The sequence below is a fragment of the Endobacterium panacihumi genome (genome assembly GCF_050847465.1).
In the GTDB taxonomy this organism is placed as follows: domain Bacteria; phylum Pseudomonadota; class Alphaproteobacteria; order Rhizobiales; family Rhizobiaceae; genus Neorhizobium; species Neorhizobium panacihumi.
This window is the reverse complement of sequence record NZ_JBOZRA010000004.1, coordinates 472,438-498,136: the sequence shown is the minus strand read 5'-3', so window position 1 is coordinate 498,136 and position 25,699 is coordinate 472,438. Positions and strand designations below refer to the sequence as shown.

The window sequence follows — 25,699 nt, the reverse complement described above, 5'->3', positions numbered from 1 at the left end:
TGCACTGTTCTGCTGGCTTAGACTAAATCGGATATTCAACCGGCTGAACCGACAGGCGGCCCGTGTCAGGCAACCCCGAAAGGGACCGGGCCTCTGCCCTGGCAAAAATCCCTCGCGGCAGAGTGGTACTGACCTTGCCCCCAAGTTTTATCCAGTTTTGAGTTCGCTCCAGCGGTTTTGGGTTGCTGTATTTGGGGCGGTAGCGGCGGGTTGCGGTGCGGAGCCATTCCGGCTGCGCAGCACCGCACCACGTCGCGGGTTGATGGTCTGGGCGAACTCGGCAGGTGTCGGCCAGCCAAGGCCGGAATGCGGTCGATAATCGTTGTAATCGCTGCGCCAGTTTGAAAGCTCTGATCGCGCATGGGACAGTGACGAGAAGAGCGTTTCATTCAGGAACTCGTCTCGCAGCCGCCTATTGAAGCTTTCGATGAAGGCGTTCTGGATCGGTTTGCCAGGCGCGATGTAGTGCCATTCCACCCTGGTCCGATCCGTCCATTGTAGGATCGCGTTGCTGGTGAACTCGCTGCCATTGTCGCTGACGATCATCTTCGGCTTGCATCGTCCCTCGATGATCCGGTCAGCTCACGGGCAACCCGCAGGCCGGAAAGAGACGTATCGGCGACGAGGCCCAGGCATTCCCTGGTGCAATCGTCGACGACGGTCAGCACCCGGAACCTGCGACCATCGGTGAGTTGACCCGACACGAAGTCCAGTGACCAGCGATCATCGGCGGCAAGCGGGATCAGCATCGGTGCTCGGGTGCCGATCGCTCGTTTCCGGCCACCGCGCTTGCGCACGGTCAGCTTCTCTTCCCGATAAAGCCGGAAGAGTCGCTTGTGGTTCACAAGGTGACCCTCACGCTTGAGCAGCACATGAAGGCGTCGATATCCAAAACGGCGGCGTTCATGCGCCAGCGCCTTCATCCGTTCGCGAAGGTCGTGGTCATCGATGCGCCTGATTTCGTAACGGATCGTCATCCGGCAAAAGCCGATGGCTTTACACGCCCGCCGTTCGCTCATCTGGTGGTGATCCATCAGATGAGCGACAGCTTTCCGCTTTGCTGCAGGCGTCACCACTTCTTTCCCAAAAGGTCTTTCAAAGCAGCATTGTCGAGCATCGCATCTGCCAGGAGCCGCTTCAGCTTCGTGTTCTCGTCTTCCAGCGTCTTCAGCCGCTTGGCTTCGGATACGTCCATGCCGCCGAATTTGGCCTTCCATTTATAGATGCTGGCATCGCTGACGCCGTGCTTGCGGCAAAGCTCCCGAGACCGGCGTGCCAGCCTCGTGCTCCTTCAGAATCCCGATGATCTGTTCGGCTGTGAAACGTGTGCGCTTCATTCCCTGGTCCTCTCAATAGGCCAGAGCTTACTTCAAAATGGATTAGTTCGACGGGGCAAGGTCAGGCTGCATCGACCTTTATTGGCGCCACATCTCGCCACTATGCGACAGGCGCAATGAAGCGATGTCCCGCCAACTATCGCATCTCTCTCGAAAGTGACCGCCCGTTTCTGGATTGAAAAACACGCGAAAACAATTTGTTAAAGCAAAGGACGCCAGTCTGAAGGACCTCAACCTGCCTTAGATAAGCTCAATGCGTAGATCATCAATCACATGGTGCGGAACGATCGGTTTCCTGTCGATATCCTGTCGGGTGTTCAGCCCCGTCAGAACCAGAGTGCTCGTGATGCCAAACCTGTTGGCCCCCAGGATATCCGTGGCGAGCTGATCCCCGATCATCATCATGGATCTGTCGCCGCTGCGACGTTGCGCCTCTGCAAACATTCGGTCGCTGGGCTTTCCGAAACAGACGACTTCCGGTGACATTCCCAGCAAAGACATCAACGCTTCACTCAGCATTGTTGCAAATATTCCCGAACCAAAAGCGTAGCTGTTGGATGTGCGTGGGTAGGCCATGTCACTATTTGCAAGCAACAGTCTTGGTAAATTCCCGGTTGTCTCGAATATGCAGACATAGGAACTCAATGCCGCTTCCAGCGTGTCACGAAACGGAAAACCCTCGTCATCGAGAAGGGCCAGAGCATCAAAGAACGGCGTTTCTCCACAAGCGACTATTGAGCGCGAGCGTGTGGCAAGCACGCTCCGGCAGGTCTCCGGGCCGATAAATGCAATGGTCGAACCGGTCGGCATAACGGTGTCGATGTATTTTCGAACGAGAGATCCTGCCGAGATCACCGACTCCGCCGAAAGCAGCGGAATCCCGTTGCGCCGTAATCGTTCGTATATCCCATGTTCAGTGTCGCCACAGATATTCGTCAGAATGAAGTATCGCTTCTGGCAATGATTCAGGTAGTCGATGAATTCCGGGGCATGGGTGACAGGTCCGTTCCCGTTGATCAGAACACCCATGGCATCGAGGAGCAGAGTGCTATGGTTTGCAACCAATTGCTCAAGCGTGGCCAAAGCTGTCTCCCTTTGCTTTGCTGGTTTCCAAAGCGCCGGAGCTATAGGGCTTCCATGGTTGCCCTGTTACAATCTCACTGCTGGTGAAGGTCGAGCTTATCTGTGGCGGATCCTGATATTTCTGTGTGGTGACGGAAAACGCCCAATCCATCCATAGGGTCAGATAAAATAGATCGACTGTTTCCACGGTTGGCCCGCCCCAGATGCGAAACCCGGCTGGCGCATCGTGCATGGTAAACATATCGTAGGCGACGCCCTCGACCTGCAAGAGATCAGCCATCGACTTGCAGATGGTCTCCCGTTCGTCTGTGGTGGAAGGATGCACCAGTCGCAAGCATAACGATACGGGTGAACGGTAATCCTCGTCGGCAAGCCACTCGATCCACGGGGTCTTTTGGACCCACTCATCAACCACCGCATAGTTTTGCTGGACTCGATGAAAAAGCGCTTCGCGGCCCCCTACACCCTCCGCCCAATCCAGCGCGGAGTGAAGGTCTTCAAGGGCGAGCAGGCTGGGCGTGGAGATCGTATGTCCCTCAAAAAGATTTTGAAGGACTGTGCCGTCAGCCTTGCAAAAATTGAGAAGCTTGGGTCTTGGAGAGTTGACGGTGTGGGAGGCAGCGCGCTCCAATGCCTTTGGCCCAAGCGCGATCATGCCGTGTCCTGCTTCGCTTCCGAGCCCTTTTTGCCAGGACCAGGTTACGGCATCCAGTTTGAAGAAATCCAACGGCATGGAAAACGCGGCAGAAGCAGCATCAGCTATGACCAAGCCCTGCCTGTCATGCCTTATCCAATCAAGATCCTTTGCGCAGACACCGTTCCCGGTTCCGTTGTAGACCATCACAAGATCATTTTCGGCGCAGATTTTAGAGGAACTGGGAAAGTGAAAACCGGTTGCGCGATGAGTGACGGCGCGCGCGCCCATGAGTCGGGTGATATCGTCTGCCCAATAGGCGGAAAAGCCGTCCGATATGAGCACATCAACATCCCTTGGACCGAGCAAATTCCATATGGCGAATTCGATGGCGCCCGTCGCAGAGCCGGGAACAATTCCGACCAACCAATCGTCCGGCACTCCCAGCAATTGGCGCGAACGCTCGATGGCCTCGAGCAAACGGCGTTTTCCGGTGTGGCTTCGATGGCTTCTGCCCAATAGTGCGGTCGATAGACGGGTGAGATCCCAGCCCGGGTGTTTTTTACATGGACCCGACGAGAAGTGAGGGCTGCCCGGCCGCACTGACGGCCTTAGATGGCGGATTGTGGACAGGTCGTTCATGCCACGTTCTCCATCATCCCGCGCGTGGACAAGCCGTGTGCGATAACGTTCTGTTTCGCCATCTCGAGAACCGTCCTGTCGAAGCTCGCGGAGTTGGCGGGGATCGTCTTGATCCATTGAAAAATCTGCAACTCTGAAAGCGAGCGATCGCCCAAAATCTCCTGAACGAAGCTGGGATGGAGCCCGTTGGCAGCGCCAATCTGATAAAACAGATTATCCCCCCAGCCGAACTGGCGTCTCAATGGGTTAAAATGCTCGACGATGACTTGCTGGAGACGGTCTTCCGCCAGTTTCGAATAATCCTGAACGGCGACACGCAGCAATTGCTCCGTACTGGCATTCCCTGCACCACGCCCCATGCCCGCCACGGTGCAGTCGAGCCACGTGCTTCCGCAGGCAGCGGCTCCCACGGCATTGGTTACGGCCAGGCCGCTATTGTCGTGGGCGTGGTAACCGATATCGACATCCAGCCCATCAAGAAAGCTGGTCACGAGCTCCTTCATTCGGGCAGGCTTCATTGTTCCCAGAGAGTCCGCCACGTAGACGGCACTCAGCCCATTGATTTTATGGACGGAAGCCAAGCATTGCTGCAGCTCGTGACGATCGGCAAGATCGATCTGCATCAGGTTGAGAAAAACGCGGTAATCCCGATCCAGCAGATGCTGGACCAGCGGACCACACTTGCTCGCCGAACCGTAATGAACAGCGATGCGGATGATGTCCACCCCATCGTGGAGCTTCCGGCCAAGGTCGTCTTCCAGTCTCGCGCCAAGATTGCCCTCGTATTCGAGATAGTCCTTGGCATCGATCATGACTGCCAGCATCGTGTTCTTGCTAAAACGCAATTCGCGGGCTTTGAGATTGTTTATGTTCGCGAACGGGCCGGCGGATGGACCTTTGCCGGCAAGGCCAAGTTCGATGACGTCAATCGGCAGAACCGCCATGGCAGCCAGGTAGTCGGCCACCAAGTCGTCGGGAAATGTCCAATTCGTGTAATAGCCACCGTCTCTGAACGTGCAGTCCAGAATATTCATTGCACCGGAATTACGTCTATACATTAGCTTAGACCTTCTGCGGTTACGGCTGAGTTTACAATCTCATGGATCGCTAGGTTGCGTGATATCCGCCATCGACATAGAGAATTTCGCCGGTGACGAACGAGGCTGCTTCGCTGGCAAGAAAGACATAAGGTCCGAAATATTCGGAAAGTTCGCCCCTTCGCCCCATCGGAGTATGAGCCATTGCTCGCCGCTGGTAGGGAGTGTCGAGGTCGACATGAACACCCTTCATGAAATTATTGATGTAGCCGGGGGCAACGGCATTCACGCGCACATTCCTGTCAGCCCATTCGACCGCGAGTGTGCGGACGAGTTGGTTGACGCCACCTTTCGAGACCGCGTAGGGCGTCAGTCCGGGCACGCCAAGCGCTCCCGCGATGGAGGACGTCATGACGATGCTGCCGCGTCGTTGCGGCAACATGTGCTGTGCCGCCGCCTTGGCGCAGAGATAATATCCGCGCACGTTGATGGAGAGAACGTGCTCCCATTCTTCGATTTCATAGGTTTCGGCTGGCTTGATAATGTCCGTGCCGGCATTGCAGATCATCACGTCGATTTTTCCAAAATGCCTGACGGCATTTTCAACGAGTGACTGCGTGTCCTCCGCGCTTCTGACATCAGCAGGTTCTGCAAAGACATCATAGCCTAGCGTTTCGAACTCTTTGCGCGTTTCGTGCAGTTCATCCACCTCATGCGACGAGATGACAACCTGGGCGCCAAGTGATCCAAAACACCCGGCAATGGCCTTTCCCAACCCTCTACTCGAGCCAGAAATAACGATCGTCTTTCCTGAAATATCGAAAAGATTCATGAGTGTATCTTCTCCCTGAAATCAACTGAAATGCGTAAACCTGATTGGATGCGAACTGGGCCTGCGGCCGAAAGTCGATTGGCCTTCAGCTGACCAGTTCGCGTGCATGCTGATGCAGCTTTTCATTTGCAGATCGCCAGAAAGCGGTCTTCTCGGCGAGGCTGTTACTCAGCCGGTTGGTCTCGTCAGACAGGCGTGTAATCTCAAGTTGAGAGATTTCAGGCTTTGGCCCAGCACCATAGGCGAGGGCGGCCAGCACTGCTCTTGGCGATAGATCAGGTTCCTCCTCCGCAACCCATTCGGGGTAAAGACGGCGGGTTGCTGCGATGAGGCTGTCGGTGCCCGACGCGACTTCTCGGACGATGCGGCCGACGTCGTGATGAACCTGGCGAAATGGGAGTTGGTGACGCCGGACGGCCCATTCCGCCAAAGCTGTCGCGCTAGCCTGACCCCTCTCCAGCCTGATGCTCATGTTTTCCTGCATGGCTTCCGATGAGCGGACCACGAGGCGCATCAGCTTTACGGCATTGGTGAGTTGATTCATTGCGCCCCAGACCGGCTTGACGCTCTCCGTGCCAACGGCAATAGAATTGGAAAAGGGCGTGAAATGCTGGGCCATGGCGGCAGAGGTGAACGCTCCCAGTGGCACGCTACACATGCCCTTGATATGCTCAAGAATGTAGACATTGCGCTTTTGCGGCATCATGGAGCTAATTCCCACCATGGTGTCCGGCATTTGGAAAAAGCCGAATTCCGCCGTTGTCCAGAGCTGAAAATCATGACACAGCCTGCTGATTGTGGTTGCAATCACACTCAGTGCAGCCAAAAGTCTCAAAATGACATCGCGCGAGGCAATCGTCTCGATCGAATGCGAATTTGTCGTTCGAAAGCCCAAAAACTCGGCGGTCCTTTCCGGTCGGATCGGAAAACTGGTTCCGCAAATGGCTCCTGCTCCCAGAGGGCAGGTGTCAAGCTCATCAAACAGGTAAAATACGGCCTGTAGGTCGCGATTGAGCGCTCCTGCAACACCGGACAGGTAATGCCCGAGACTTGTCGGTTGTGCGGCCTGGTAATGCGTATAGGCGGGCAGTGTTATCTCCAGGCCGTCGAGCGCCTTGGCAAGCAATGACTTTTGCAGTTGGATCAGCCCTTCGGCGAAAACGGCGAGTTCCTTGCGCAGTCGCAGTCGTAGGATTGTTGCTCCCATGTCGTTGCGCGAACGGCCGGCCTGGAGCATGCCGCCAACTTTTTCCCCGGTCTCGAAGATCAGCAAGCTTTCGTAAAGCATGAACGTACCGCGAGAAGCGGAAACGCCTTGCAGCGCCGCGAATCCCGACCCCAGCAGATCGCTGATGCGTCGGATCAGCGCAATCGCGTCTTCGGCGCCTATCAGTCCCGCTTCCATCATCATGATCAGATGAGCCAGATCGATATCGACCATATAGTTAAGTTCATTTTCCACTGTGGCGTCGTTAATTTCGCCGAACAGGATCGCGGCCGCCTCGGGGTCAATGGAAGCCGCGACCCGGCCGGTGTCTTCAAGGTCAAATGGCATTTTCCTGTATGCGTTCATGATCTTGCCCCGCCCACGCGCTGTCCGTTGGATGTCAGATAGGACTGGGAAACTATGCTCAGTGCGCTTTGCGCCGCAGCGGCCGCATCCTCCCCGCGATCGGCGGCAGCGATGACATGGCCGATACGGTCTCGAAAGTTGCCCTGCAGGACGATTTCGTTCGGGCAGGAACCGTAGAACTGTATGTCCATGATGTGGGGTCTGGAGCGGGCCTCGGAAATCCCTTCAATCCGATATAACGTGCCATCTCGATCCGGTATAATAAACCGGATGGATGCGTGCCTTTCCTTGGTCGCTTCGATGAGCGGGATGCCGCCGGTCGAAAGACGAACGAATTCCTCGATGACATTGACGCCGCAGGCAAGACGCATGATTTCCGGTATAAAGCCGCCTGCAAGGCGAGGATTGATCTCGATGATCTGTGGGGACGAAGAAATGTCGAGTTTCAGCTCCACGTGAGCGGGACCCCAATCGATCCCGACTGTCTGGCAGATTTTTTCCACGTGACGGGTAATGTCCGCCTCGGCCTCCGCGGTTAGTATTGCTGGAAAGTCATGTCCCGTTTCGACGAAAAACGGCAGATTGCCGAGATGTTTCCGGGTGATCCCCATCGACCTGCCGTTAAACAGCTCAACCGAATATTCCGGCCCCGAAACATACTGTTCGATCAACACGCCTTCAGAAGCTTGTGCTGCCATTATCTGGGCGGTGCGTGTCCGGACTTCCTGCGTACTCAGACACAGGCTGACATTGACACTCCCGGAGCCTGCTATTGGCTTGACGACAGCCGGAAGGCCGACGTGCTGAACCGCCTGATCCACCTCATCGAGTTGGTTGCATTCGAAAAAACGCAGTACTTCCAGATGGGCTTGTTGCAGCGCGCGCCGCAAGGCCGCTTTGTTTCTGCATGTTTTTACAGCTGAGAGGGGCGGGCCCGGCAGATTCAATAGACCCGTCAATCGGGCGACCGCTTCGACGAAATAGTCGGAACTGGTCATGATCCCGGCAATCCGTCCTTGTGACGCCAGATTCCTACAAACTTTCAGAAGGCTCCCGATATCCGACGTATCGCAGGAAATGACGCGGATGTCCGTGACGTCCAGAAACGCATATCGCGTGATGTCTCTGGCCAGAAGAATGGGAGCATATCCCAGATTTCGGGCTGCTTCGAAAAAAAGCGGACCCGTCCCGCTGGTGTTGCTTTCGATGAAAATCACATAAGAGGTCATCATGCTGCCCTCGCGTCCAGTGACAGCATGACATCCTGGTAGGAGCGGCGCGCCCAGTCGAAACGACTCCAAGACGAGTGACCGTGCTGTGGATGTTCGACGACTGCAGGTTCGCGCGGTAAACATTCCGTCCAATCTGTCAGGCGATGGAGCCACGCGTCGTCATAAATGGTGTCGACATAACGGTGACCCTCATCAGGAAAGAAGGTCAGTACGGTTTTCGTCGGGTTCATTCGTGCCCACCAGTCGGCGACGAGCCAAGCGGCCCCGCTTGTTCCGCCCTGGAACAGGCCGTGTTGCCGATGAAGCTCCCGTGTCGCGAGAAAAGCGATTGGTGCATCCACCCAATGCACATCGTCGAATTGACGGTGATCGACATTGTCAGGCATCAGGCTGTTGCCCAGCCCCCGAAGGAGGCGTTTGCCGTCCATCTGGCCAAAGATGATGCTATTGGGGGTGTCGACACCGACAACAGTCAGATCCGGGTTGAGATATCGAAAGAAGTGCGCAGTGCCGGACATCGAACCGCCGGAACCGACAGTGCCGACGAGGCAATCGATATTTCCAAGTCGGTTGGCGATCCATTCGGAAACGGCCCCATAGGCCCGGCGGTTGTCCTCGTTGGTATATTGCGATGGACAAAAGCACCCATCGTTCTCGCGAATGGCCTTGTCGAGGCGATCAAGCCTGGCCTGCTGAAAGCCACCCACTTCGCTGGGCTGTTCAACGATCTCGACGATGGCGCCAAGCTCACGCAGCCTATTCTTCAGCTTCGCGTCTATGGCCGGATCGCTGACCAGGATAAGCCTGTAGTTCCTGACGGCTGCCAGCATGGCCAAAGCAAGACCGAATGTTCCTGATGTGGTCTCGCAGATGGTTCCACCGGGCAAAAGTCGGCCATCACGCTCCGCCTGATCCAGCATGTATCGCGCCGGAAGAAGCTTCATGAGATGAAATGAGGCGGCGTAAAGATTTGGTGCCAGACGAAAAAGTCTTGGGAGTTCCAGATCGGCAAAGCTGCGTGATTCAACTGGCATGGCGATACTCGACCTCTCTTGTGTGGAACTCCATGAAGGGCGGCATGTCTATTTCGGTAAGCGCCTCGGCCGCTTTGCGGACACGATCCTCCACACCGATGATCGTTGCATCGAACAGGAGGCCGGCGACGGTGCCGCTATGGGCGACCTGGATGCCGACCGCTCCGGTCGCCGCGGCAATCCTTTCCATCTCGGCAAACCGCGGCTTGGGGAGGAAGCGCTGATTGATCCGAGCGCTTGCCGAAGCCACGCGTCCGATCAGCGAGGCGTCACCCGTCAGGACGGCCTTGCGCGCCATGGCCAGAAGCGACCTGAAGGCCTCTTTCTCCCAGTCGCAGTAGCGGGCGGGTGGGTGGGCCAAAGTATCGATCACGTGGTCAGGGGCCGCATTCACGCTTAAGACCGTCAGTGCCGGGAGTTGAGCACCCAGATGCTCGAGAACAATGCCTTCGCGCTGTGCAAAGAGAACCACGGTTTCGGGAAACATCGTGCTGTCGCTTGCGACTTCGCTTGCGACCGCAAGCTTTGCCACAACCTCGGGGCCGAGCCTTCGCCCAAAAGCATGCGCGACGGCATTGATCGTTGCGACGATATCGCTTGTGGACGATCCCATGCCGAAACCAATTGGTATGTTGGACGATACGGTCAGGGTTCCGCCGCGTTCATGCAGTCCCATATAGTCGAGAGCTCTGCGTGCGGCGGAAGCGGCTTTCACTTTGCTCGCAGGAGATACGGATATCGCTCCCCAATCAGAAACAAAACTGCAGGTTGCGCTTAGGGTCGGGCAAGGAAGCGTAATAAGTCCTCGATGCAGTCGTCCTGATTTGTCAAAAAATACGCCCTGAAGTATTTCCCCGATATGACCGATACAGGAATAATGGCCTTTTTCTTGTTTTGTGAATGATAATGAGCGTAGATAATCAATACTATCTACGCGATTGTTTTCGCGAATATCATTCTTCAATGCAATCTCCTCCATCGCATTCAGAACTTATATCTCGACAATAATTTATAACTATCGAGATGAAGATAAAAATACTCTGAATTACATTTTTGTTGTCTGCATCAACAAGTCTTTCAAAAATATCTAATCCATATTTACTGAAATGTAATTTCTAATTTCGATTCATTTTTTTCGTAAAAATAAATTTTTCCCATAATTTTTTCGATTACGATAATCGTGCCTAGGTTGTTTTGGAGGGGGCATAGCGCATGGCAGATTTGGACCGGATAGACTTCAAGATTTTAACAATCCTGCAGAATGACAACCAGATATCGAACGCCGAGTTGGCCGATACTGTGGGCGTTTCCGCACCCACTTGTTTGCGGCGTGTGCGCCGGTTGCGGGAGGAAGGTGTCATCATTGGGGACGTTGCGATTGTCGACCCGGCAAAGATCGGCAGCAATTTGATGATTGTCGTCGAAGTGGAACTCAGTGAGGAGGACACGGCAAGCATGAAGGAGTTCGAACAAAACGTCGTCTCCCATAAGTTGGTGAAGCAATGCTATCTGGTGACGGGGGAAACGGATTACGTCCTTTTTGTCTCAACTCTCGACATGCGCGAATACGAAAGCTTTGCTAGCGAGATGTTCTTCTCCAACAAGTTGGTCAAAAAATTCAAAACCTTGATGGTGATGAACCGATTGAAGAACGACACAAAGGTTGATGTCATGCGGTACAAGCCAAGTGGATGATTGTTCGGCTTAGGATGGAGGCTCGTCATCTTGCCGAGACATGCATCGTGGACGGTGGGTTCGCTAGAACCCGCCGATCCTGCCCAGTCCCAATAGCTACCAATACGTCGGGATATACGGAAGTTATCCGCCATCGGTGTAGCGTAATGACTTGGCGTGGAACGCCAGAGAAAAGAACGTCCGATCACTGGCCGAACGCAGCATGAGGGCGATTATTGCGGTTGCAAGGAAGGTGAAGAGGACCCGCCCGATCAGGACACCGCCGATATCTGCGCCGAGCGCGGCAACCAGCAGAGTGTCCTCGATAAGGCTATGGGCAAAGCCCATGAAAACGCATGATAGAAAAATCTGCCGCGGCGGTATTTTGCCCGAGCGTGCCTCTCTGATCAGCAGGCCCGCACCATATGAAATTCCCAGCAGCAGGCCGATGGCGGTCAGATAAACGGCGTCTCCGCGAATACCGACAAGCCGCAGGACCGGCGACATCGCCTTTATTGCCAGATTGAGGAGACCCGTCATGCGCAAGGCTTCAAGGCCCCACGACAAAACAAGCAGAATGACGAACATCCAGATCATCGTTTCGGTCAGATCAAGAAAAAAGGTCGACCATAACGGCGTCGCATTCAGAGGGATCCAGGTGGGGTTGAGCGGCTCCGATAACCAACCCGTCACGTCGCAGAATTGATGCAGCATGAACGCATACAGTAAACCACCACCTATCCGTAGAATCGTGGTCAACACCATTCCGGGACCTGCCTTCTGTATGATTTTTTGCTCAAGCGGCAGTCCGTGCGCAAATAGAAGAAGCGAGGAAAATACCGTCATCTCGGCTATGCTGAGTTCGGAGGGCGAAACGAGTGTGAAGATCAGCGGGAGTGCTCCCCAGATCCCGACAATCATACCGGTGAGCCAGGCGAGGCCCAATTCAGGTGGAAGCCCGACAATGTGCATGATGGGATCAAAAATCGGGGAGATGGCCTCTATGGCACCAATTCGTGACAGAAACGCTGCCGCAATGGTTATTGGTACGGTGATCTTTACAAGTACCCAATAGGTATCCAAGGTCTCCCGAAAATTTCCTCTTAACAGCGCGAACAATGTCATTCCGAGCCCTCCCTGACATTGCATAAGCCTAATGCAGGTGGCTTCAAATTTTCGGTCAAAGATTGCAAAGTGATGCAATTTTATTGCAAAAATTGGGAGATATGATGATCATGGATGCGATTGACCGGAAACTTCTCAATCTGCTGCAACGTGATGCATCAAGGACCAATATCGACATGGCCGCAGAAGTCGGCCTGTCTCCGTCGAGTTGCCTGCGCAGGGTCAGCAGGCTACGGAAGGTCGGCGTTATCGACCGCATCGTTGCCATTCTCAGCCCGGCCAAAACCGGACGCGTGATCAAGGCGATGGTAACGGTGGAGTTGAAGCTTCATGGGGAGCAGCATATGCGCCGGTTTCTGGATTCGGCAAGCGCCGAAGAAGCGGTCTCGCACGCCTATGCCGTGACGGGAGAAAGCGACGTCGTCCTGATGGTGCGGGTTCGGGATATGGAGGAATTTGATCTGCTGACGAAAAGATTGTTCAGCGATCAGACCAACGTTGCCCGCTACATCACCACAATGGTGATAAGGACAGCAAAAGAAGAAACAGCATTTCGGATGTGAGGATTTTGCTCGATTAACGCCGCATTTTTTGCATGGTCGGCCAAGGGCCCATTCAAAAGCATGATGCAGCAAGGCGTTCAGGGAAAGGATAGCGAGATCGCCTCCATCCCGAAAGACGATCATGTCGGCTGGAGATTTCGCTGCGGCGGATCGCCTGCAGCTTGCGGTCTTGTGCCGTGAAAGATTGCCTATGGGGTGGCGCCGATCAAATCTACAAACGCTTTTCCCGCCTTGTCTGCAGCGAGATCGCCGTGGAAAACCATCGTTGCCACGTCCAAATATGTGTTCTGGATATGCGTCGGCTGGATATAGCCATGCGACATCGCTCCAATAAGCGTCTTGCCGCTGCTGGCTGTCCTGACATCGGCAATGGCTCTCTTCCCGTGAGCGTCGAAGGCGTCAATATCGATATCCAGCCTCACAGGCGCGGCTCCCTTCGCATCGTTGAACGATGACTGAAACGATCGGCCCATGATGGCTTTTGCGAGTTTCATCTGTGCGGGCCGGTGTCTCGGCGCAGTCTTGAACATGCAAATAATATCGGCATTGAAAATCACGGTTCCTTCGGTGCCGGGAAAGCGTATGCAACGATAGTCGTCTCCTTCCGTTTTGCGGGCAGCGCGAAACTCGGCTTTTGCCCAATCCCCGGATACCTGCAGCAGTGCTCGGCCGTTGACGACCATGTCTGTCGCGTCATTCCAGCTGAGGCGAGAATAGTCCGTGTTGGCGAAGTCTGCGAGCGTTGCGAGATTTTCGAATGCTTCGGTCATCGCCGAGGATGTCAATGTCGCGGTCGACAAATCGACAAATGCACGCTTGTAAAAATCGAGCCCGTTCGTCGCCATTACAACGCAGTCGAACAGGGTAGCAATCAGCCACGGCGCCGCACCCATTGCCATCGGAACGATGCCGGCTTGTTTCGCCAGTTTCAAGGCGGAGAATAGTTCAGCCATGGTCGCCGGAGGTCTGCGCACCCCGATTGTCTTGGCCGCACCAGAGTTGATCCACAGCCAGTTGATCGAATGCAGCGCCACCGGCACCCCGATCCATCTGTCTTGATATTTGCAGAATTTTTGCAGGGCGTCTGGAATGATGTTGCTCCAACCTGCCTCTGCAGCAAGATCCGACAGATCGGCAAGGACGGCTTGCGCCGCCCAGTCCCAAGCGCCGAAACCAGAGGTTACCGCAGCGCCAGGCAGAAGACCGTTTTCGATCGCCGTCTGAACATGAGCATTGAGATTGGCTCCGCCGGCAATTGCGAGGTCATGGAAGGCGACCTGCTCGCTGTGGAGATTGTCTCTGAGCAGGTCAAGCCCTGCTTTTTCCCCGTCAGTGACCCACCAATGAACAAGCTGAACCTCGTCGTGTATCGGTATCCGGTTTTCCCGCGTCACTGCACCGCAGCCTAAATCGGCCATTGCCTGATCGCCAAGCATTCGTCTCTCTCCCAATAGTTGTGGTGAGTGATTTTTCGTCGGCAAGCACTCGCCGTCATCGATCGCGTTGCAGGTCATGCGGGAGCGAGCCGTCGTTCTGTTGCTGCGTGTATTTCGCTGACCGGGAGACCTGCTGCACGAAAGGCTTTTTGCAAAACCGTCAGATTTGAAAGAAGAAGTTCTTTCATTTCGGCGCGACCAAGTGCAAAAGCGCTGTCTTGCGCCAGAATTTCCAGGGCAGCAGAAAACTCTCTTTTTCGGATCATCCCCAGAAACAGCAATGTCAGCCGCCGAAGGGAGAGATCATATTGAACATCCAACCCCTGGCGCTCCATGAAGATTTTGTTGTTACTGTAAATCCGCTTCAGGCACGCCTCGATCACGGCAGGTTCCAAGCGCGGAGCGCCACTGAAATAATAGGCAAGAGGTTCGTCATCCTTCAGGCCGAAAATCTTTGTCCCGATTCCGAGAAGTTTCATGCCCATGTCCAAGTCTTCGTACCAGGGAAGCATGGGATCAAATCCTCCCGCTTCTATAAAATGCGAAGCGGGGCCGAATGTGGATTGAAGGTAAAAAGGGAAGGACATGTACTTGTCCGAAAAAATGAAACCTTCGTCGTAAACGGCCGGCGGATGCAGAACGCCGTAATATCCACTTTCGAATACCGCCGAAAGATAATGGTGATCGGCGTCGAGGTCGCTGCTCGGCCTGCATCTTTCAAGGGACGACACCAAGGCAATTCTATCGTGACCGGTTTGTTGTACCATACGGTCATAAAACGAGACCTGTTTCGCCAGTTTGGCGGGATGCCAGAGATCATCGGCGTCCTGCCAAGCCAGAATTGCGTGCGGCAAGAGACGAAGGAGCGCGTTTCTGGCTTGGGGGCGCCCCTCATTCAATTCATTACGATGAAGAACGACACGGGAATCGCTTTGCTCGAAAGCGTTGACGATATCAGGGGATGCATCAGTGGAACCGTCGTCATAAACGACGATCCGAAAATCTCTGAATGTTTGCTCAAGAACGTTTGAGAGCGTCCGCGCGATTGTTTCTTCGGCATTGTAGCAAGGAATGGCAACAACGATATCGTGCGATGGTGATAACATGGCGGTCATCCTGTTCTTTGTATGTAGATGAAGGTCTGTTGGGATCGATAGGGGCGGCGCGTGCGCAAATAATCGCCGGAGCGCGGTGCGGCATCACGCCTCTGGCTTAAAATCCGCAACGGCGGTGAGGCCACCAAGCAGGCTAAGTGCGCCGATCAGGATGGCGGCGCCCACATAGACGGATGCAAGACTAAAACTTCCTGCCGCAAATCCGATGATCGATGGAGCCACAAGAAGGCCGGCATGTCCTATTGTGGTCACCACGCTCATGCTGACGCCGGCGTTCAGACCGGGCTGGTTTCCGGCTGTTGAAAAGAGGATCGGCACGAGATTGGCGGCACCCACACCACAGGCGGCAAATGCGGTTATGGCTAGCCATGGCCATGGCGAAATCCCCGCCACCAGCATGCAGCAAGCGGCCATGATGCAGGAACACCGGAATGTCGCCGCCGCGCCAAAACGATTACGGATTCCATCCCCGCAGAAACGCGTCACCGCCATCACTCCGGAAAAACCGGCAAAGGCGAAACCCACAATAGCGGTGTCAGCTGCCAGTTCCTTGTCCAGATATAGGGCCGACCAGTTGAGGACGACACCTTCGGCACACATGCAAAGCAGCGCCATCGCGCTGATGACGTAGATAGTCGCCTGTCTGGGCCAGATGAAATGTTTTCGCCGGGCTTCGTGTGCCGGGCTATCTTCGAAGATATGCGGGTATGACAGGCCGACGACCGCTGCCGCAAAAACAGCGATGAGAACGGCATGCGGAAATTCGCCGAACTGCTGTATGGCGAAACCGCCGACGCTGCCGCCGATAAACCCACCCAGGCTCCAGAAGCCATGTGAGGTTGACATGATCGCTCGTCCCAGTTGCCGCTCGACTGCTGCGACATTGGCATTCATGGCCACATCCATCCCCCCGATGACGAAGCCAAACAGTGTCAACGCTATTGCGCCACTCCAGACATCAGATGCTTGCGACACCAAGGGCAGCATGACTACCAATGGAACGATAAATAACCTCAGTGTCCTGCCAGCGCCGATCCTGACGATCAATTGGCCGGCGAGCGTCATGGCCGCGAGCGCAGACAGGCCATATCCCAAGATCATCAGTCCAAACGTGAATTCGCTGATGTCCAATCTGGCGACAAAGCCTGGAACTTGTGGCACCCAACTCCCGACGACAACGCCGTTGATGAAGAACATGGCTGCCCCGGCCCTCCAGCCAGCGTGTCTTTCGCCGTCCATTGCCAGCAATGACATATAAATTCCTCCATACCTCGAACGAGAGATCGCCAAGGGGACCAAAAAGGTTTAGTCAATTGAAATTTATACGTATTTCTAACACGCAGGCCGTGAAATGTAATTTCTATTATGGTGCGGGTTTTTTCCGAGGGAGAAATTTCGAGCTCGATTTTTTTCTCAGTTCTATCGCAGGCGGAACTGAACAGTGCTCAGCGCTTCTATTGAAACTGTAGCTCACAAGACTGGCGAGCCTGCCAGACGTGTCCAAAACCCAACGACACAAAGAGCGGCCCATTCCCGGCCTGCGAAACAGGTCTACCATCATCCAGTTTCATTTCAGATAGGGCCGTCCAACTGCATGGGTGTAATGTCGTCATGTGCGCGCATTGATTGAATATTCATAAATATGATAGATGGTCACCATCATGCGCTCCACTTTCAAGGTCGTGTGTCATGGGATCTGATCCAGGCGTCCTGACGCCTTTATCGTTCGTTCAGAAATGGAAAAGAACATCCCTGAACGAGCGACAGGCGGCGCAGGAACATTTTCTTGACCTGTGCGCGCTGTTTGAACACCCGACACCCAACAGCGTCGATCCGCACGGACATTTTTTCGCCTTCGAAAAGGGAGCCGGAAAGAGCGGTGGCGGCAAGGGTTTTGCCGATGTCTGGAAAAAGAACTATTTCGCGTGGGAATATAAGCGCCGGAGTGGCAATCTCGACGATGCCCTTTTGCAGCTTGTCCGTTATGCGGCCGCGCTCGAAAATCCGCCGCTGCACGTCGTCTGCGATATGGAGCGTTTTCGCATTCACACCGCCTGGACGAATACGGTGCCGGTGGTCCATGACATTCGTCTCGATGACCTGCTCGATCCGGGGCCGCGCGAAATTCTGCGGAATGTCTTCTTTGCGCCGGAAAAACTGAAACCCGTCAGAACGCGGGCCGCTGTCACTTCCGACGCTGCCGACACGTTCTCGACCATTGCGCTCAGATTGCAGGGGCGCGGGGCACCGCAAGACATAGCCCATTTCGTCAACCAGTTGGTTTTCTGTTTTTTTGCGCAAAGCGTCAGACTGTTGCCGGACAATCTTTTCACGCGCTTGCTGAAGCGTGCGTCGCAGAAGCCGGAGCAGGCACAAAACTATCTCGACAAGCTCTTCGAAGTTATGGAAGGCGGCGGCGAATTCGACCTGACCGAAATCGCCTGGTTCAATGGTGGGCTGTTCGACCGGCGGCGGGCGCTTCGTCTGGACGAAGGCGATGTCGGTCTATTGGTTGCGGTCGATAGTCTTGACTGGAGTTTGATCGATCCCACGATTTTCGGCACCCTGTTCGAGCGTTTTCTCGATCCCGACAAACGCGCCCAGATCGGTGCGCATTACACCGATCCGGACAAGATCATGAAACTGGTCGATCCCGTTTTGCTGCGTCCTTTGCGCGCGGAATGGGAAGGGTGCAAACAGACGATCATTGGTTTGCTCGACGGCACGATCAAACCGCCGATGCGACAGACGCCGCGTCGGCGAATGAGCGCCATCGAAGCGGCAGAGGAAGTGCGTTCCGCCTTTGGTGAGCGGTTGCGCACTCTGCGGATACTGGATCCAGCCTGCGGATCGGGAAATTTCCTCTATCTCGCGCTGCAAGGGGTCAAGGATATCGAATACCGCGCCAATCTGGAATGCGAAATGCTCGGGCTGCATCCGCGTCTGCCGCTGGTCGGGCCCGAAATTGTACGCGGCATCGAAATCAACGCCATGGCCGCCGAACTGGCGCGCACGACGATCTGGATCGGCGATATCCAGTGGCGGTTGCGCAATGGCATTCATTCGAAATCCATTCCGATCCTACGCAAGCTCGATGCTATCGAAACGGCAAATGCATTGGTGGCGACGAAACGAGAGGGGGGCAGGACCGAAAAAGCGATGGCGGCGGTTGCCTCTCTCGAGTTTCATGCACCGGTGCTTTCTATTTCCAGTGAAGAGGCCATCTGGCCGGAGGCAGAGTTCATTCTTGGCAACCCTCCTTTTCTTGGTGCAAAACTTCTGCGCCAGAAGCTTGGCGATGCCGTTGTGGAGGAGCTGTTTCGCATCTTCGATGGCCGCGTGTCGCGGGAGGCGGATCTGGTCTGCTATTGGTTCGACAAAGCGCTTTGCGCGCTAAAGGCCGGACGGGCGAAACGGGTCGGACTTGTTTCAACCAATTCCATCCGCGGCGGGGCCAATCGCAGGGTGTTGGATCGCATTGGTGCGCACAGCCGGATTTTCGAGGCCTGGAGCGATCAGCCATGGGTGGTTGATGGTGCAGCAGTACGGGTGTCGTTGGTCTGTTTCGGGAGCGGGGACGATGGCTTGCGGTTGGATGAGCGGGATGTCTCGATCATCAATACGGATCTGACCGCAGGCGCGGTGGATTTGACGCGCGCACAGCGGCTTCGCGAAAATCTGGGTGTTGCCTTCATGGGGGATACGAAAGGTGGAGCCTTCGATATTCCGGGAGATCTTGCCCGCGCTTGGCTGAGGTTGCCGTGCAATCCGAATGGCAGGCCGAATTCCGACGTGCTTCGCCCGTGGCGCAACGGCATGGATGTCACGCGGCGCTCTCGCGACATGTGGATCATCGATTTCGGATGGGAGATGTCCGAACGGGAGGCTTCGCTTTACGAGGCGCCGTTTCAATACATTACCGAGCATGTTTTGCCGGAACGCCGGAAAAACCGCCGTGATGCTTATAAGGAAAGATGGTGGCGGCATGTGGAGCCGAGGCCGGCAATGGCGAGGGCGTTATCCGGGCTTCCGTACTACATTATAACGCCACGCGTAGCGAAATATCGAATTTTCGCATGTGTGGATCAAGGAATTCTTGCAGACAGTGCAGCAATCGTAATTGCCCGCGATGACAGTGTCACATTGGGCATTCTTCAGTGTCGTTTCCATGACGCTTGGTCGAGGAAGCTGGGAACAAGTCTTGAGGATAGACCCCGCTACACGCCGACAACAACTTTCGAAACCTTTCCCTTTCCAGACGGTCTCACGCCCGACATTCCTCCCATCCGCTATGCACGCGACCCGCGGGCCATTGCGATCGCGGATGCTGCGCGGCGGCTGGATGCAATGCGCAATGCCTGGCTCAATCCGGCAGATCTGGTGGTGATCGAACCCGAAGTCGTACCCGGTTATCCAGACAGGATCCTGCCGAGGGATAGTGTTGCAGCGGCGGCCTTGCGTGAGCGCACGCTGACCAATCTCTACAATCAGAATCCACAATGGCTCAAGAACGCGCATGCCGATCTCGATGCCGCGGTAGCGCAGGCCTATGGCTGGCCTGTCGATCTTTCTGAAGAGGATACCTTGGCACGGTTGCTCGATCTCAATCTTACGCGGCTTGCCGCTGACGCTTTGGATAGCAAAGCGCAATCGAAAACCATGGGCCGCGGCAGGGCCAGAACGGCAAAAGGTCGCTCGACGCAGCGCGAATTGCTGCTGCCTATTCCCGGCGGCAAGGCGCTTCCGGCAGGCGATACGACGGTCGAAGATCAAAGAGAATTCATGGGAGAAAAACAGAGTGCCGATCAAGCAGTCAAACGACGCCCGGCATAGGATCAACGCCATGATCTGCAATCATATAATAAAAAGGAATCTCCCCGATAGCGTTTCCGACATCGGGGATAATCCTTCAGTGGAATACCACTTTGCCGTGGCTTCCCTACCGATTTCCCGAGAGGATCTAACGACCTTGCGTTTAGGAAGTCAATCCATTTCAATCGACTTTGTGGGTTCAGGAAGTACTGTTCATGCGCATACTCGGACTTGATGTCGGCATCGCTTCGATCGGCTGGTCGATCCTTGACATTATCCATGGAGGAGGGCCGCAAGCAATGCAAGGTCGCATTGTCGCCGCCGGCACCTGGATGTTCGATCCGCCGGAGGAAAAGAGCCAGACCGGCTCGAAACTGAAGAGCGAGATCCGGCGCGTCATCAAGGGCCAGAGGCGGGTCATCAAGCGACGCCGGCAGCGGATGAATGAGGTGCGCCGGATACTGGCGGAGGCAGGACTTCTGCCCGATCGCGGCAAACACGCACTCGCCGTGGCCGGAACAGACCCGTGGGCGCTGAGGGTTCGGGGGCTCGATTGCCGGCTGACACCACTCGAGTTTGCCATCGCTCTTGGACATGTTGCCCGGCATCGCGGCTTCAAGTCCAACGCCAAGGGCGAGAAAAAGAATACGGCCGGCGAGGACGGCAAGATGAAGGTCGCGATCGCGAAAACACAGGAACAATTGGCGCGCTACGCAACGCCGGCGCTCCTCCTGTCTCAGGATGAGGGTTACATCCTGCGCGAAACGCCGAAAAAAGATGGAAGCTGCGAGGTGGTTCGGCGGTTCCGTAACCGCGACGGTGGATATGGGCGTTCGCTTTTGCGCGACGATCTGGCGGCCGAGACGCGCCAGTTGTTCAAGGCGCAGCGGCGTCTTGGCCAGGATTTCGCCACTGAGGAGCTTGAGCAGACATTTTGCCACGCGGCGTTTTTCCAGCGCCCTTTGCAGGATAGTGAGGTGATGCTTGGGCTATGCCCGTTTGAACGGGCGGAGAAACGCGCCGCACGGCGCGCGCCGTCATTCGAGCTTTTTCGCTTTCTCTCCCGTCTCAACACGCTGTCACTGATAGAGGGGCCACGACAGTCACGCCGGTTGAGTTCGGAAGAGATCGGCAAGGCGGTGGCTGATTTTGGCGCCACCGCAAAATTCAGCTTTTCTGCGTTGCGCAGCAAGATCGGGCTCCCTGCAGATACGCGGTTTGATGGTGTGAAAGCGGAAGAGGAGAGCAAGCGCGATGTCGTGGCCCGATCCGGTGAAACGGCAGCGGGAACCGCCAGATTGCGGAAACTGATCTCCGGGCGTCATGGTGAGATGACTTGGCAAGCGCTCTGGCAGCGGCCGCAACTGCTGGACCAGATCGTACAGGTCGTGACGTTTCGCGATGACATGGATCGCATCCGCCTGGGACTTGCCGAGATCGATATCGATCCAGCAATTCGCGAGACCCTGGAAGCCGCGGTCGAGGATGGCGATTTCGACAGTTTCAGCGGCGCCGGTCACATTTCCGCCAAGGCGGCACGCGCGATTATTCCCGGCCTTTTGCAAGGGCTGACCTATGACAAGGCCTGCGCGTTGGTGAATTACGACCATACGGCCAGCCGCGAGCGCCACGCATTCGACCTCAAGGATGCCGACGGCAAGCCGATTTTCGGCAAGCAGGCTTTGGCGCGTATCCTCAAGGAGGAACGCGTTTCCGTGTCACTGATCGGCAGCCCGACGGCGCGCAAGGCGCTGATCGAGGCATTGAAGCAGGTGAAGGCGCTGGTGGAGGAATTTGGCCTGCCGGACCGGATTCATGCCGAGATGGCGCGCGATGTCGGCAAATCGATCGAGGAACGTGGCGAGATTGATCGGGGGATCGAAAAACGCAATCGGCAGAAAGACAAGATCCGGCAGAATTTCGCTGAAAAGCTGGGTCGCGATCCGCAGAGTGCCGAAGAATTGCTGCGTTTTGAACTGTGGGAGCAGCAGAACTGTCGTTGCCTTTACAGCGACGAATATATTTCTCCCGACCGTCTTCTGGATGGCAACAACACGGTGCAGGTCGACCACATCCTGCCTTGGGGCCGGTTTGGCGACGACAGCTTTCACAACAAGACGCTGTGCACGGCAAAGGCCAATCAGGACAAGAAAGGCCGAACGCCTTTCGAATGGTTCACGGCGGACAAGACACCAGAAGCATGGGAGGCCTTCGAGGCTCGCTTGCGCGAAATACCCTATATGAAGGGTTTTAAGCGCCGCAATTACACGCTGCGCAATGCCGCCGAGGTGCAGGAGCGCTTCCGCAACAGCAATCTTAACGATACCCGATGGGCTTGCCGTGTGCTGGCCGAGGCGTTGAAACAGGTGTTGCCGGATAAGGAGGACGACAAGGGCGATTTGCGCCGCCGTGTTTTTGCCCGCCCAGGCGCTCTGACCGACAGGCTTCGCCGCGCCTGGCATCTGCAATGGGTGAAAAAGGGCGAGGATGGCAAACGCATTCCCGACGACCGGCACCATGCGCTGGATGCGACGATCGTGGCGGTCATAACGGAAAGCCTGCTCAACCGCGCGACCCGCGAAATTCAGGAGCTGGAAAAACACGGCAACAAGAATGGCGATCTTCTGAAAAACATCAGCCAGCCATGGCCGGGTTTTCGCGATGAGACGCTGGAGGCGGTTGGAAACGTGATTGTCGCGCGCGCGGCGCGGCATAGAGCGCGTGGCAAGGCGCACAAAGATACCGTCCTGCAGGTGGTCGAGATGGACGGAGAGAGGAAAACCTATAGCCGCACGGCGATTGGCGATCTGACATTGGCTGATCTCGAAAAGGTCAGGGATCCAGACCGCAATGCGGCAATCGTCGCAAATATTCGCGCTTGGATTCTCGCAGGCAGACCGAAAGACCCGGGAAGCCTACCGCTTTCTCCCAAAGGCGACCCAATCAAAAAGATCAATGTCGAGACCAAGGCGAAGGTCAATATCCTGCTTTACCGCGGTGGCCACAACAATCCGCCCGGTACCGTCGGTAACGAAAGCATGCCGCGCGTAGACGTATTCCGGAAGGCAACAGCTAAGGGTGTCGGACAGTTCTTTCTCGTTCCGATCTATGCAGCAGACATCGCGATGCTGGAAAGTCCACCAATGCGCGCTGTTACGGCCAACAAGCCTCAGGAGGAATGGCCGCTCATCGATGCTTCCTATGAATTCCTGTTCTCTCTTGTGCCGATGTCGTTGGTTCGAATTATTGACCGCGGCGGCACGGTCATTTTTGCAAACCAAGCTGACAGCAACACTGGGTATTTTCGGGGGCTGAATACGAATACAGGTGCGATAACAATATCCAGCTTGGCAAACCTTACGGAGAGCAAGGGGAGCATCGGTGCTCGGACTTTGGCCACATTACAGAAGCTCACCGTAGACCGGCTTGGTCGTGTCTATGAAGTCACCAGGGAAACCCGGACATGGCGTGGAAAGGCGTGCATATAAGCCGGCCCTCGCGGCTGAATACGGCCGACGGCCAGTTCATCGTGGCGCAGGACGACGGCGAGGTGCGTATCCCGCTGGAAGACCTCGCCTATGTCGTTCTCGACGCGCCGCATGCAACGCTGACATCGACGCTGCTTTCCGCCTGCATGGAGGCAGGTATCGTCATCGTCTCGACCGATAGGAGGCACACGCCGGATGGCTTGATGCTGCCGTTTCTTCAACATCACCGCCAGGCGGGCGTCGCGGCCCGCCAGTCGGCGCTGTCGGAACCGTTCAAAAAGCGGTGTTGGCAAAAAATCATCATGCAGAAGATCGAAAACCAAGCCAGGCATCTGGCCATGACCGGGCGCAGCGGCGAGGCCCTGATGGCAATGAAAAAGCGTGTCGGCTCGGGCGACCCGAACAATGTGGAGGCACGCGCCGCGCGCCATTACTGGGGAAGCCTTTTCGAGAATTTCATTCGTGACGATCCCGCAGATCTGCGCAACAAACTGCTCAACTACGGCTATGCGGTGGCACGAGCCGGTGTGGCGCGGGCGCTGGTTGCCTATGGATTGCTCCCCAATTTCGGCGTCGGCCACGGTAGCGTGACAAATGCCTTCAACCTTGCCGACGATCTCTTCGAACCATTTCGCCCTTTCGTCGATCATCTTGCCTTTAAGCTTGCTGCTGACCGGATGCGGACGGACGACCTGACGATTGCCGACAGGCGGGCGATGGCTGGGATTTTGATGGGCGACGCCCGTGTTGCCGGTGAGACGGTCAGCTTGCTGGTTGCGACCGAAAAAGCTGCGGAAGGTTTCGTGCGCTCCATGGATCATCCGACGCCCGCCTTGCTTTCTCTGCCGGTGTTTGTCGATGAAAGTTCAGTTTTATGAAAGCCGAAGAGGTTCGCTACATGTGGCTTTTCGTATTTTTCGATCTTCCCGTCGGAACAAAAACGGAGCGACGGACTGCGACCCGGTTTCGAAAGTTTCTCAAGGATGACGGGTTCATCATGCTTCAGCTATCGGTTTATGCACGTGTGATCCGCGGCGAAGAAGCTGTGGATAAACATGTCAACCGTGTGGTAAAAAGCATTCCGGCGAAGGGAAGCGTGCGGACCTTGTCGGTAACCGAGCGTCAATACGCGCGCATGAGATTGTTGATTGGCGAATCGTCTAAAACCGAAAGGGCTGCTCCACAACAGCTTGTCCTACTCTGATTTCCGTTCTGAGAAGAAACGGAAATCAGAGTTGAAACAATCACTTGCCACGGATGTAGCCTACCATTGGGAAATCGGTAGGGAAACCACGGCTGCACCCACCACCGACCATCGACGCGCTGGAGCCTACCATTGGGAAATCGGTAGGGAAACCACGGCATCACGAGTAGGACTTCCACTTTTTACGCGAGCCTACCATTGGGAAATCGGTAGGGAAACCACGGCTAGAGCCGCCTTCAATGCCTCGATCTCGGCAGCCTACCATTGGGAAATCGGTAGGGAAACCACGGCAATGGCGAAGATGATATGCGCCTATACGATAGCCTACCATTGGGAAATCGGTAGGGAAACCACGGCCCGACATAAGCGCAGAGATTTCGGCCAACGAGCCTACCATTGGGAAATCGGTAGGGAAACCACGGCCGCCCTGCGCGTTCACCATTGGGTCACGGAAGCCTACCATTGGGAAATCGGTAGGGAAACCACGGCATGCTTCGCGGACGCTCGCAGCTTCGCCCGAGCCTACCATTGGGAAATCGGTAGGGAAACCACGGCTCGTTCGCACAGTTCGGGGTGGGCATGTTGAGCCTACCATTGGGAAATCGGTAGGGAAACCACGGCGCGCGGTCGGCGCTCTCCACAAGGCTGGTGAGCCTACCATTGGGAAATCGGTAGGGAAACCACGGCGGCCCAACCTATAGCTTCGTCGTCCATAGAAGCCTACCATTGGGAAATCGGTAGGGAAACCACGGCCCGTCATCGACATGATTGCCGAGCAAGCTGAGCCTACCATTGGGAAATCGGTAGGGAAACCACGGCAAAGCCGTACTTGCCGGCATGGTCGGCGATAGCCTACCATTGGGAAATCGGTAGGGAAA

Annotated in this window: 18 protein-coding genes, 2 pseudogenes and 1 CRISPR repeat array (1 of these 21 cut by a window edge); of the genes and pseudogenes, 7 read left to right on the top strand and 13 right to left on the bottom strand. The window is 55.7% G+C overall.

Annotated features, from left to right (window positions below):
- Positions 1-147: 147 nt before the first annotated feature.
- The 9 genes and pseudogenes from ACRQ1B_RS20110 to ACRQ1B_RS20070 form a co-directional block, all read right to left on the bottom strand.
- Positions 148-1,337: pseudogene (locus ACRQ1B_RS20110) on the bottom strand (IS3 family transposase).
- A gap of 240 nt (positions 1,338-1,577) precedes the next feature.
- Positions 1,578-2,420, bottom strand: coding sequence for an HAD-IIA family hydrolase (locus tag ACRQ1B_RS20105; RefSeq protein ID WP_432295779.1), 843 nt, complete (start codon positions 2,418-2,420; stop codon positions 1,578-1,580).
- Complete coding sequence (locus ACRQ1B_RS20100) at positions 2,407-3,696, bottom strand: phosphoserine transaminase (RefSeq protein ID WP_432295778.1); 1,290 nt, start codon at positions 3,694-3,696, stop codon at positions 2,407-2,409. The genes ACRQ1B_RS20105 and ACRQ1B_RS20100 overlap by 14 nt, the downstream gene beginning before the upstream one ends.
- Complete coding sequence (locus ACRQ1B_RS20095) at positions 3,693-4,730, bottom strand: beta/alpha barrel domain-containing protein (RefSeq protein ID WP_432295777.1); 1,038 nt, start codon at positions 4,728-4,730, stop codon at positions 3,693-3,695. The genes ACRQ1B_RS20100 and ACRQ1B_RS20095 overlap by 4 nt, the downstream gene beginning before the upstream one ends.
- Positions 4,731-4,803: 73 nt before the next feature.
- Positions 4,804-5,565, bottom strand: coding sequence for an SDR family NAD(P)-dependent oxidoreductase (locus ACRQ1B_RS20090; protein ID WP_432295775.1), 762 nt, complete (start codon positions 5,563-5,565; stop codon positions 4,804-4,806).
- A gap of 85 nt (positions 5,566-5,650) precedes the next feature.
- Entirely contained in the window at positions 5,651-7,138 is a 1,488-nt protein-coding gene (locus tag ACRQ1B_RS20085; protein ID WP_432295774.1) for a lyase family protein, read from the bottom strand.
- A complete protein-coding gene (locus ACRQ1B_RS20080; protein ID WP_432295772.1) occupies positions 7,135-8,370 on the bottom strand; it encodes an ATP-grasp domain-containing protein in 1,236 nt (411 codons plus the stop codon). Before ACRQ1B_RS20080 ends, ACRQ1B_RS20085 begins: the two co-directional genes overlap by 4 nt.
- Positions 8,367-9,314 (bottom strand): PLP-dependent cysteine synthase family protein, encoded by a 948-nt coding sequence (locus ACRQ1B_RS20075; protein WP_432295813.1) that lies wholly within the window; start codon positions 9,312-9,314, stop codon positions 8,367-8,369. The genes ACRQ1B_RS20080 and ACRQ1B_RS20075 overlap by 4 nt, the downstream gene beginning before the upstream one ends.
- 79 nt (positions 9,315-9,393) lie before the next feature.
- Positions 9,394-10,368 (bottom strand): GHMP family kinase ATP-binding protein, encoded by a 975-nt coding sequence (locus ACRQ1B_RS20070; protein ID WP_432295771.1) that lies wholly within the window; start codon positions 10,366-10,368, stop codon positions 9,394-9,396.
- A 248-nt stretch (positions 10,369-10,616) separates the two neighbouring features.
- On the opposite strand from ACRQ1B_RS20070, the gene ACRQ1B_RS20065 reads away from it, so the two are divergent.
- The gene (locus ACRQ1B_RS20065) at positions 10,617-11,099 is read left to right on the top strand and encodes an Lrp/AsnC family transcriptional regulator (RefSeq protein WP_432295769.1); all 483 of its coding nucleotides are present in this window, start codon (positions 10,617-10,619) and stop codon (positions 11,097-11,099) included.
- Between the two features lie 123 nt (positions 11,100-11,222).
- Here ACRQ1B_RS20065 and ACRQ1B_RS20060 read toward each other — a convergent pair whose 3' ends face one another.
- Entirely contained in the window at positions 11,223-12,203 is a 981-nt protein-coding gene (locus ACRQ1B_RS20060; RefSeq protein ID WP_432295767.1) for a nucleoside recognition domain-containing protein, read from the bottom strand.
- Between the two features lie 110 nt (positions 12,204-12,313).
- Between ACRQ1B_RS20060 and ACRQ1B_RS20055 the strand changes: the two genes are divergently transcribed.
- A complete protein-coding gene (locus ACRQ1B_RS20055) occupies positions 12,314-12,766 on the top strand; it encodes an Lrp/AsnC family transcriptional regulator (protein WP_432295766.1) in 453 nt (150 codons plus the stop codon).
- 188 nt (positions 12,767-12,954) lie between these two features.
- On the opposite strand, the gene ACRQ1B_RS20050 is transcribed toward ACRQ1B_RS20055, so the two are convergent.
- From ACRQ1B_RS20050 to ACRQ1B_RS20040, 3 genes are all read right to left on the bottom strand, one after another.
- Complete coding sequence (locus tag ACRQ1B_RS20050; protein WP_432295765.1) at positions 12,955-14,202, bottom strand: ABC transporter substrate-binding protein; 1,248 nt, start codon at positions 14,200-14,202, stop codon at positions 12,955-12,957.
- A 74-nt stretch (positions 14,203-14,276) separates the two neighbouring features.
- Positions 14,277-15,308, bottom strand: coding sequence for a glycosyltransferase family 2 protein (locus ACRQ1B_RS20045; protein WP_432295764.1), 1,032 nt, complete (start codon positions 15,306-15,308; stop codon positions 14,277-14,279).
- Positions 15,309-15,401: 93 nt separating this feature from the next.
- Complete coding sequence (locus ACRQ1B_RS20040; protein ID WP_432295763.1) at positions 15,402-16,616, bottom strand: MFS transporter; 1,215 nt, start codon at positions 16,614-16,616, stop codon at positions 15,402-15,404.
- A 390-nt stretch (positions 16,617-17,006) separates the two neighbouring features.
- Here ACRQ1B_RS20040 and ACRQ1B_RS20035 point away from each other — a divergent pair.
- The 5 genes and pseudogenes from ACRQ1B_RS20035 to cas2 form a co-directional block, all read left to right on the top strand.
- Positions 17,007-17,720 (top strand): annotated as a pseudogene (locus ACRQ1B_RS20035) (type IIL restriction-modification enzyme MmeI); the annotation flags it as partial.
- 234 nt (positions 17,721-17,954) lie between these two features.
- On the top strand, positions 17,955-20,150 hold the full coding sequence (locus ACRQ1B_RS20030) for a class I SAM-dependent DNA methyltransferase (protein WP_432295812.1): 2,196 nt from the start codon (positions 17,955-17,957) through the stop codon (positions 20,148-20,150).
- 194 nt (positions 20,151-20,344) lie between these two features.
- Positions 20,345-23,617 (top strand): type II CRISPR RNA-guided endonuclease Cas9, encoded by a 3,273-nt coding sequence (gene cas9, locus ACRQ1B_RS20025; protein ID WP_432295762.1) that lies wholly within the window; start codon positions 20,345-20,347, stop codon positions 23,615-23,617.
- Positions 23,593-24,495: a type II CRISPR-associated endonuclease Cas1 gene (cas1, locus tag ACRQ1B_RS20020; RefSeq protein WP_432295761.1), complete on the top strand. Its 903-nt coding sequence runs from the start codon at positions 23,593-23,595 to the stop codon at positions 24,493-24,495. The genes cas9 and cas1 overlap by 25 nt, the downstream gene beginning before the upstream one ends.
- Complete coding sequence (cas2, locus tag ACRQ1B_RS20015) at positions 24,492-24,821, top strand: CRISPR-associated endonuclease Cas2 (protein ID WP_432295760.1); 330 nt, start codon at positions 24,492-24,494, stop codon at positions 24,819-24,821. The genes cas1 and cas2 overlap by 4 nt, the downstream gene beginning before the upstream one ends.
- A 57-nt stretch (positions 24,822-24,878) precedes the next feature.
- Positions 24,879-25,699: a CRISPR direct-repeat array (repeat unit 36 nt; unit sequence AGCCTACCATTGGGAAATCGGTAGGGAAACCACGGC); it runs 337 nt beyond the window's last position.

Excerpts from the sequence above, each read along its gene's own strand:
- ACRQ1B_RS20095 (WP_432295777.1), bottom strand. The coding sequence starts at position 4,730 with ATGAATATTCTGGACTGCACGTTCAGAGACGGTGGCTATTACACGAAT.
- ACRQ1B_RS20030 (WP_432295812.1), top strand. The coding sequence starts at position 17,955 with ATGAAACTGGTCGATCCCGTTTTGCTGCGTCCTTTGCGCGCGGAATGG.
- ACRQ1B_RS20080 (WP_432295772.1), bottom strand. The coding sequence starts at position 8,370 with ATGATGACCTCTTATGTGATTTTCATCGAAAGCAACACCAGCGGGACG.
- cas9 (WP_432295762.1), top strand. The coding sequence starts at position 20,345 with ATGCGCATACTCGGACTTGATGTCGGCATCGCTTCGATCGGCTGGTCG.
- cas1 (WP_432295761.1), top strand. The coding sequence starts at position 23,593 with ATGGCGTGGAAAGGCGTGCATATAAGCCGGCCCTCGCGGCTGAATACG.
- ACRQ1B_RS20055 (WP_432295766.1), top strand. The coding sequence starts at position 12,314 with ATGGATGCGATTGACCGGAAACTTCTCAATCTGCTGCAACGTGATGCA.
- ACRQ1B_RS20065 (WP_432295769.1), top strand. The coding sequence starts at position 10,617 with ATGGCAGATTTGGACCGGATAGACTTCAAGATTTTAACAATCCTGCAG.
- ACRQ1B_RS20050 (WP_432295765.1), bottom strand. The coding sequence starts at position 14,202 with ATGCTTGGCGATCAGGCAATGGCCGATTTAGGCTGCGGTGCAGTGACG.
- cas2 (WP_432295760.1), top strand. The coding sequence starts at position 24,492 with ATGAAAGCCGAAGAGGTTCGCTACATGTGGCTTTTCGTATTTTTCGAT.
- ACRQ1B_RS20090 (WP_432295775.1), bottom strand. The coding sequence starts at position 5,565 with ATGAATCTTTTCGATATTTCAGGAAAGACGATCGTTATTTCTGGCTCG.
- ACRQ1B_RS20060 (WP_432295767.1), bottom strand. The coding sequence starts at position 12,203 with ATGACATTGTTCGCGCTGTTAAGAGGAAATTTTCGGGAGACCTTGGAT.
- ACRQ1B_RS20045 (WP_432295764.1), bottom strand. The coding sequence starts at position 15,308 with ATGTTATCACCATCGCACGATATCGTTGTTGCCATTCCTTGCTACAAT.
- ACRQ1B_RS20075 (WP_432295813.1), bottom strand. The coding sequence starts at position 9,314 with ATGAAGCTTCTTCCGGCGCGATACATGCTGGATCAGGCGGAGCGTGAT.
- ACRQ1B_RS20085 (WP_432295774.1), bottom strand. The coding sequence starts at position 7,138 with ATGAACGCATACAGGAAAATGCCATTTGACCTTGAAGACACCGGCCGG.
- ACRQ1B_RS20100 (WP_432295778.1), bottom strand. The coding sequence starts at position 3,696 with ATGAACGACCTGTCCACAATCCGCCATCTAAGGCCGTCAGTGCGGCCG.